This is a genomic window from Algoriphagus sp. (assembly GCF_024642405.1).
GTDB lineage: Bacteria > Bacteroidota > Bacteroidia > Cytophagales > Cyclobacteriaceae > Algoriphagus.
Genome location: NZ_JAHEBC010000264.1, coordinates 1 through 5312, shown reverse-complemented (window position 1 = coordinate 5312; position 5312 = coordinate 1). Strand labels below are relative to the sequence as shown.

General features: G+C 35.4%; 5 protein-coding genes and 1 pseudogene. 1 reads left to right on the top strand and 5 read right to left on the bottom strand.

The window, feature by feature from the left end:
- Window positions 1-29: 29 nt before the first annotated feature.
- Window positions 30-788, bottom strand: a complete 759-nt coding sequence (locus Q0L68_RS15745) for a sulfite exporter TauE/SafE family protein (RefSeq protein WP_296705053.1) — start codon at window positions 786-788, stop codon at window positions 30-32.
- Between the two features lie 228 nt (window positions 789-1016).
- Between Q0L68_RS15745 and Q0L68_RS15740 the strand changes: the two genes are divergently transcribed.
- Entirely contained in the window at window positions 1017-2177 is a 1161-nt protein-coding gene (locus Q0L68_RS15740; protein WP_296705052.1) for an MFS transporter, read from the top strand.
- Between the two features lie 221 nt (window positions 2178-2398).
- On the opposite strand, the gene Q0L68_RS15735 is transcribed toward Q0L68_RS15740, so the two are convergent.
- From Q0L68_RS15735 to Q0L68_RS15720, 4 genes and pseudogenes are all read right to left on the bottom strand, one after another.
- A complete protein-coding gene (locus Q0L68_RS15735) occupies window positions 2399-2800 on the bottom strand; it encodes a hypothetical protein (protein ID WP_296705051.1) in 402 nt (133 codons plus the stop codon).
- Between the two features lie 440 nt (window positions 2801-3240).
- The gene (locus Q0L68_RS15730) at window positions 3241-3753 is read right to left on the bottom strand and encodes a hypothetical protein (RefSeq protein ID WP_296705050.1); all 513 of its coding nucleotides are present in this window, start codon (window positions 3751-3753) and stop codon (window positions 3241-3243) included.
- A 324-nt stretch (window positions 3754-4077) separates the two neighbouring features.
- Window positions 4078-4842 (bottom strand): transglutaminase family protein, encoded by a 765-nt coding sequence (locus Q0L68_RS15725; RefSeq protein ID WP_296705049.1) that lies wholly within the window; start codon window positions 4840-4842, stop codon window positions 4078-4080.
- Window positions 4843-5026: 184 nt separating this feature from the next.
- Window positions 5027-5312: pseudogene (locus Q0L68_RS15720) on the bottom strand (glucose sorbosone dehydrogenase); the annotation flags it as partial.

Sequence of the window (5312 nt, the reverse complement as noted above, 5' to 3'; positions counted from 1 at the left end):
GGAAATCCTGATCAGTTTTGGAATACAGATTATATATTAATCCCAAACCCATGCATCAGCACCAATCGCAACCCTACATAGATCACCAGGATAGCAGTCAGTCCGCCCAATATTCTGAGATTGAATTTTTTATTGGATAGATAAGATCCTAAACTTCCACCCAAAACTACAGCAATGACCAACTTCCATATCAATTGGGAGTCAAACTCGAATGTCCCTGCAACAGATAATCCAATCAAACCGGAAATGGAATTAACTAAAATGAAAACTGAAGCCAAAGAGGCAACTGTTCTTGGATTGGCCCAGTTGAGCAAGTTTAGGGTAGGACTCAAAAAAATTCCTCCTCCGATGCCTGAGACCCCTGCCAAAAGCCCCACACTTCCTCCCAAACTAAGTTTTTTAATAAGACTAAATTCCTGGGAAACGAGTTTTGCCTGTAGGTATCGCATCATCATAGCCAATCCTGACAATATCAATGAAGCTCCCAGAATCAGAAAAAATTCTTTCTGGGATAATTTGAGTTGGGCTCCAAAATATGCCAAAGGAATGCTCGAAACCAAAAATGGCCAAAAGAGCTTCCAATCAAATACTTTGTTTCGGATAAAAATGATCGTTCCAATGGTTACCACGCAAATATTCAGGATCAAGGCGGTGGACCGGATCTCATAGAAATTAGTTAAGAAAAGACTTAAAATTGCGAGATAACTGGATCCTCCACCAAAACCGACGGAGCTATAGAATAGAGCGATTATGAAAAATATTACTGGAAGGAATTCAATAGAAAGCATTTAAAGTAAATGAGTTAATTGGATCGAATTGCGTTTAATTTGATTATAATCTATCCACTAGCAATGATTAAGATTTGAATTTGCTGAATTTCAAGTGATCTACCAATCATTTTATTGTTTCTTAAAATTGGAATAAAAATGGCAGGATTTATTAGATGATAAATTAAAAAATCAAAAATATCATTCACTAAATTCGCACTCTTAAATTTTTGATCAGGCAGTTTATTCATGAATAATAATCTAAAAATTTATTTACTGACGTTTATCTGCTTTATCGCGGGAACTTCTGAGTTTGTAATCGTTGGGGTTTTAGATAAAATTGCCGAGTCTATCCAGATATCAGTATCTGCGGCAGGACAATTGATTAGCGTTTTTGCGATTACTGCAGCCATAGGAACACCAATTGCCATCTATAAGATGAGAGCCTTGGATCAACGCAAAGTGTTAATCATTGCTCTTGCAACTTTTTCTGTAGGATCTTTTATGATGGTAATTGCTCCCAATTACTACTTACTTTTAGCTGCTCGTGTCATCATGGCTTTAGGCATGGGAGTATTTAATGTCATGTGTTTTATTGTCGCGGCTAAGCTTGCTCCTCCAAATAAAAGAGCCAGTGCTATTGCCACAGTGACAGTTGGCTATAATGCCGCTTTGATTGTGGGTTTGCCTATTGGTAGAATTGTTACCAATGCGTATGGTTGGCAAGCGATCTTTTGGGGTACTTCAATTTCAGCAGTTGTATTCATTTTTATTCTGGCGAAATATATCCCTGCCTTTTCTCCGGATGGTGCAGTTTCATTTAGAAAGCAGTTGTCACTTTTAAAAAAGTCTAATATTCTGTTGAGCCTAGGGATGTCCTTCTTTTGGATTTTAGGATATGCAATTCTTTACTCTTACATCACTCCCTACTTGAATGAAAACTCTCTGATCAAAGAAGAGATGCTCAGTTTGGCCTTTTTGGCTTTTGGGATTGCCACCTTAATTGGAAATAAGTCTGGAGGGGTTTTGGGAGACAAATTTGGTGTATCAAAAACCATCCTTGTTAGTATGTTCTGCAATTTAATATTGCTGATTTCTTTGTCTTTGTTTATCGGTAATTCAGGCTATTTGACGATCAGTATTCTGATGCTTTGGGCAATTTCAGCTTGGTTGCCTGGACCATTATTCCGATTTAGTATTATGTCTCTATCGGATGAGTCTCCTGGAGTGATCTTGAGTTTATATAATTCAATTATCCAATTTGGTTTTGCTTTGGGAGCAGGATTGGGAGGTTTGGAAATTGATAAATTTGCCACTATTTACCTGGGCTGGTCTGCTGCTGGATTGGTATTTATTTCCTTGATTTTGACTTTTAGTTACCATAAAAAAAGTAAAGCAGCTGTAGCGTAAAGATGTAGGAAGTCTGGGGCTGATAGAAATCAGTTATGTGAAGATTTGATATTGCCAGATTATTTGATCCTACCCAGATCAGATTAAACATTTGAAAAAGCTATTATGAAAATAATGGCTAGTAAAAGGCCCATTTGAAAGATAATAAGTTTTGGATAATCAGTCTTTTGAACTCAGTTGCAAAATCATTTTCTTATTCAGAATGAATTAAAACATAGGAATTACTGAGAATTCTTTTCGTTGGGAATCCAACGAATTTCAACTTTTTGCTTCCCCCAATCTCTCGCTTTTGAAATATCGGTACCCATATAGATGTCAATTTTTTTTGTCCATCTTCGGTTCATCAAATCCACCACTTTATATGTTCCTTCCAATCCCTCAATCGTAACTTCCATATTATGATAAAATCCTGAATCAAGAAGATCTCTGGAAATAGCGATCACTTTCATTCCAGGTTTTAATGTATCTCCAAAAGCTGCGTTATTAGGTTCGTTGGAAGTTTGGGCTTTCACAGAATTGTATGCCGTAGCCGTAACTTTCATAGTTTTGGTTTCAGGTCCGCTGCAACCAACTAGCAAAAAGATAGAAATGACAATGAGATAATTATTGATTTTCTCTAACATGTCCATACTTTTTTAACTGATTTTTCAAGCAAAAGTTATCCTGTATATTTGACAAAGAAACTTTTAAGCTTTATAAAACAAGAATACCAAATCTCAAATTAACTAATGATAATTAGATAGTTACGATTGTCAAAGATTGTTGTTTTTCTATAATTGTTTATCTCTCGCCTTTTCACGCAAGGGGATTATATTTGTTCTTGCAAAAATTATTACCTGCTAAAAATTTTTGAGTTTATTGATTCACAACTTGGTAATAATGAATTTTCATAGTTCTAATTTTCCTTTTAAATCGCCGAATCAAGTCAAATGAAGTAGGAATCATTTCTTTTTAAAAGACCTGATAATGCAACCACAAAAAGCCTATAGTTTGGGGTGAGATTTTGTCTGTAATTTTAGAGGAGCTGTAGTATACCGAAGTTCAAGATTATTATCATATTTATCTAAATCTTATCTTCCTTTAGATCATCATGATTATCGCCTCCCAAACTATAATAGTTATTTTCTTCGTCTTCACTCCCAATTTTTTCTTGTTGATCATCTAGTTCCGATCCCGGAACATCTAAATCATTTCCGGACATATCATCTGAAAACTCTTTCTCATTGAAGGTTCCATTCTTTGCTTTTGGCGATTTATTTTTTGAAGGGTTTTCTGGATCCAGATTTCTTTCCTTTTTTCCTTTGCTGTATATATCTTCTGATGGAGGATAATGCGGATATCCTTCCATTTTTGAATCAGAATCATTTTTTTCTTTATGGGATTTAGAATATTCTTTTACGATCTCTGCTAATGAATTGTAGTATTCCTTAAACTTCCATGCGCTCATTTGACCCGTACTAGGATCATAATCTTGTTCCGGGATCTCAGAAATATATTTTGTTAATTCAGGAAATTCTGTGTGAATTTTCAAGGTAATATTTATAATATCTTGCTCTAATTGTTTTTTAGTTTTCATAATATTTTGCTCCAGGTTATCTATTTTAAATTCTCCTAATGCAAGGTTCTAGTAAGTTCTATTCTCTTTGGGATAGAATTTTTTGAATAGATACTGCTATACCAAATATTCAAAATTGGCTAATACATCAATATAAAAATCTTCAGACTCTCATTCAACTTTCTATTGATTTGTAAATCTGATTTTGGTCATAAAATTTCAGCTATCAATTTTAATATTGATGAAAATAGACCATTGTCTAAGGATTCATTTTAAGACACTTTTGGAATAATTTTTTTTCTAAAAATATTCTCCTTAAGGGAAAGGGATTTTTCAGGCATAGATCTATTCTTCAATTTGATCGACGCTGATCAACTGTTCAATTGGATACACAGCTGGGCCAAATTGATTGAAAATGGCAACGTCGGCAGCATCGCGGCCAAAACCAAGAACAACATATCCTCCAGGAGTGCCATGCTGAGTCGCATCAAAAGTATACCATCGATTCCCTATATATGCCTCAAACCAGGCATGCATGTCCATGGGCTCTAAATTGTATAAATATCCAACTACAATTCGGGCAGGAATACTTAAACTTCTGCAAAGAGCAATACCTAAATGTGCAAGATCAGTACACACTCCAAACTGCCTTTCATTCACTTGGATAGCAGAAATGGGCTGATAATTGCTACCAGGAACATAACTGATATTTTCCCGAAGCCAGTTGGTAATAGCGGAAACTTGATTGTATCCAAGTAAATGACCTTGTGTGATTTTCACACTCATTTCATTAAAAAAATCTGACTCGCAGTATCGGCTTGGTAATAAATAACTTAATACTGAATCCGGCAAATTCTGAATTTCTACAAAGGGAGCGTCAAAACCACTGTCGATGTAATCAGCCGTAATTACCTCTGAAGAAGTATCGATCGAAAACAATCCAGGCTGGGCAATCAAACGCTGGCAAAGATTTCCATAGCTATCTGTAAACTCGAAAATAGGAGTAGTCGGAGTAATTTTAAATTCATCTCTTTCCACCCATTGCTGTGCTCCACTTCTAGGTCGCAACATTAAAATAAAGGGAGTTGGAGAGGCAATCTCAAATTTCAATTTGCAACTGGTTCGAAGGCGCATGGATCAGGCTTTATTTACTAAAAATTGAAGCTGTTTGATTTGTAAATCGGAGGGAAGTAAATTGATTAAAGTTTTGAGAAAACGAAAAAGGAGCAATTGGAAGAATTTCTTTTACTTTTTGACTTCCGAAGACCGATAAGCAACAAATATTTCTTGGATATTATTCCTGCTTAAGCTTGTAGATTTTATCATCAAAACCGCAAATAAATAATTCTTGAGTTTGGTCAACTCCAAAAGCAGAGATAGGGAAATCAGCATTTAACAATTCTGTGTTTACCGGATTTCCTGAATCTCTATTGTCCAAAGACCAAATTCTTCCTGAAACATAATCTGCATAAATATATAATCCCTTCAATTGACTCATGCTTGGTCCGTGATAAACAAAACCCCCTGTAATGGATATATCGCCTTGGGAGCGATCATATTCCCAAACAGGTAATTCCATT

What these genes read in the sequence shown, in the direction of transcription:
- Q0L68_RS15740 (WP_296705052.1), top strand. Translation starts at nt 1,017, where the DNA reads ATGAATAATAATCTAAAAATTTATTTACTGACGTTTATCTGCTTTATC.
- Q0L68_RS15735 (WP_296705051.1), bottom strand. Translation starts at nt 2,800, where the DNA reads ATGTTAGAGAAAATCAATAATTATCTCATTGTCATTTCTATCTTTTTG.
- Q0L68_RS15745 (WP_296705053.1), bottom strand. Translation starts at nt 788, where the DNA reads ATGCTTTCTATTGAATTCCTTCCAGTAATATTTTTCATAATCGCTCTA.
- Q0L68_RS15730 (WP_296705050.1), bottom strand. Translation starts at nt 3,753, where the DNA reads ATGAAAACTAAAAAACAATTAGAGCAAGATATTATAAATATTACCTTG.